Here is a 2,483-nt window from a genome sequence, read left to right as displayed (position 1 = left end):
GTAATCTCACGCGCATGAACGAAAAAACCCGGCGCTGCGAAGCGCCGGGTTTTTTTGTGCGTGCCGCTGGGTTCAGTCGACTTCGGGCAATACGCTGATCTCTTCTTCACCGAACTTCACCACTTGACCGGCACGTACCTTGTGCGTCTTGCGCAATTCGACGACACCGTCGACCGTCACCAGGCCATCGGCGACGAAACGCTTGCCTTGACCACCGCTCTCGGCGAGACCGGCGAGCTTCAGCAGCAGGTTGAGTTCGACATACTCGCCTTCGAGGCGGAATTCATGAAACGACATGGCGGGCGGCTTTCGGATGATCGGGTCTGCCATTAGAGCGCAATTCGGCCACCAATGTTRAGGAGCATGAAGTCCTCCTCCGTCAGGCCCGCCTCCGCCAGTGCCTCGCCGAGCAGCTGCGGCGGCTCATCCAGCTGGTCATCGGCCAGTTCGAACACGCCCCAATGGATCGCGATGGAGCGCTTGCAGCCGATCTCCTGGTGCAATTGGACCGCCTGTGCGGGGTCGACGTGCTGCCCCTGCATGAACCAGCGAGGCGCATAAGCGCCAATGGGAATGGCGGCAAGGTCGATCGGACCGGCCCGCCGACCGATCTCGGCGAGCTTGTCGGAATAGCCCGTGTCGCCCGCGAACCAGAAACGGAAGCGCTGATGGTTCATGACCCAGCCACCCCAGAGCGAGCGATTACGATCCCACAGCGTTCGCGCACTCCAGTGACGCGCCGGTACGAAGGTGAACATGGCACCCCGAACCTCGGTGCTCGCCCACCAGTCCAGCTCTCGGACGTTGCCGATGCCCGCCTTGTCGAACCAGCGCTTCAACCCTAGCGGTACGAGGAAAACGGCCTGAGGGAAACGCCGGGCGAGCGCGTGCACCGTCGCGCTATCGAGATGATCGTAATGGTTGTGCGAGATCACCACGACGTCGATGGCAGGCAGGCCAGCCACGTCGACGGGCGTTATCGTGCGGCGCGCCGGCCCTGCAAACGAGAGCGGCGAGGCGCGTTGGCCCAGAACCGGATCGGTGAGCACCGTAAGCCCCTGGTGCCGCACCAGGACAGTGGCGTGACCCAGCCACCAAGCGGCATCCTGATGGCCATCGAAGTTAGCAGTCTGCCACCAGCGCCGGGCAAAGGCTTCGTAGCCGGCATCGGGTGGACGGGGCAGCTGTTGCTCCTTGCGCTCCCGACGCCAGCGCTTGAGCCCGCCGGGCGGCCGGATGTCCGGCTCGAGGTTGCGGAATCCTTCCGGTGTGTGGTGTTCCTTGGAACGGTCAAAGAACGGGTTCGTCCAAGCCATGCTCAACCTTGAATGAGAAACGGGTCGCAGAAGACCTGCGGCCCGTTGCCCACTCGTTCAAGGCTCAGTCGACATCGATCCGACGTATCTGGGAGAGCCAGTCCTCGAGGTTGTAGTAGTTGCTGACCCGCAGGATCCTGCCATCGGCGATGTCGAAGAAAGCACCCCCGGGCATGGCATACGACTGGCCCTGAGCGAGAGGAAGCCCTTCGTCGGTAGCTTTGTACACACCGTGGATGATGTATTCCGCCGCCGCCCGGGTGCCGGTCTCGTTGACCATGACCACGACGTTTTTAAGCTGCTCGTCGTAGCTGGCGGTCGTACGCTGGAGGAAAGCAGCGAAACATTCACGCCCGACTTCGCGGCCGCTCTGGTTCAGGTCATGAATGACGTGCTCGTCCAACAGGGCCAGCATGCCTGGCCAGTCGGCACGGTTGAATGCCTCGTGATACCGGCGGATCAGGTCGATCGATGCATTCATCGGCAAGCTCAGTAAATGATGACGGAGCGGATGGCCTTGCCCTCGTGCATGAGGTCGAAGGCGCGATTGATGTCTTCCAGCCCCATCGTATACGTGATCATCGGATCGATCTTGATCTCACCACCCATATAACGGTCTACGTATCCTGGCAGCTGGCTGCGGCCCTTCACGCCACCGAACGCCGAACCGCGCCAGACGCGCCCGGTGACCAACTGGAACGGGCGTGTGCGGATTTCCTGGCCGGCGCCGGCGACACCGATGATGATCGACTCGCCCCAGCCCTTGTGACAGCACTCGAGCGCGGCGCGCATCACGTCGACGCTGCCGATGCACTCGAACGAATAGTCGACGCCGCCGTCGGTCAGGTCGACGATGACCTGCTGGATCGGCGTGTCCGGGTAGTCGCGCGGATTGATGCAGTCGGTGGCACCCAGCATCTTCGCCATCTCGAACTTCGACGGATTGGTGTCGATCACGATGATGCGCGAGGCCTTGGCCATGACCGCACCCTGCACCACCGAGAGGCCGATGCCGCCCATGCCGAAGACGGCCACGGTCGAGCCGGGTTCCACCTTGGCCGTATTCAGCACGGCACCGATGCCCGTGGTGATCCCGCAGCCCAAAAGGCAGACCTTCTCCAGCGGCGCCTCCTTGCTGATCTTCGCCAGGGAAATCTCCGGCAACAC

The 2,483-nt window shown here is 62.7% G+C and carries 4 protein-coding genes; all 4 read right to left on the bottom strand.

The features are described 5' to 3' along the window. Positions 1–72: 72 nt before the first annotated feature. Positions 73–297: an RNA-binding S4 domain-containing protein gene (locus AC1DT2_RS20600; RefSeq protein ID WP_477298400.1), complete on the bottom strand. Its 225-nt coding sequence runs from the start codon at positions 295–297 to the stop codon at positions 73–75. Between the two features lie 32 nt (positions 298–329). Beyond that, positions 330–1,316, bottom strand: coding sequence for an MBL fold metallo-hydrolase (locus tag AC1DT2_RS20595; protein WP_477298399.1), 987 nt, complete (start codon positions 1,314–1,316; stop codon positions 330–332). 64 nt (positions 1,317–1,380) lie between these two features. Then, positions 1,381–1,797, bottom strand: coding sequence for a ketosteroid isomerase-related protein (locus tag AC1DT2_RS20590; RefSeq protein WP_477298397.1), 417 nt, complete (start codon positions 1,795–1,797; stop codon positions 1,381–1,383). Between the two features lie 8 nt (positions 1,798–1,805). After that, a partial coding sequence (locus AC1DT2_RS20585) for a zinc-binding dehydrogenase (RefSeq protein ID WP_477298396.1) occupies positions 1,806–2,483 on the bottom strand: 678 nt, incomplete at its 5' end.

The sequence above is a fragment of the Luteibacter sp. P4_E6 genome (genome assembly GCF_056401535.1).
The sequence above is the reverse complement of the archived record's forward strand: the minus strand, read 5'-3'. Positions and strand labels throughout refer to the sequence as shown.

Excerpts from the sequence above, each read along its gene's own strand:
- AC1DT2_RS20600 (WP_477298400.1), bottom strand. The coding sequence starts at position 297 with ATGTCGTTTCATGAATTCCGCCTCGAAGGCGAGTATGTCGAACTCAAC.
- AC1DT2_RS20590 (WP_477298397.1), bottom strand. The coding sequence starts at position 1,797 with ATGAATGCATCGATCGACCTGATCCGCCGGTATCACGAGGCATTCAAC.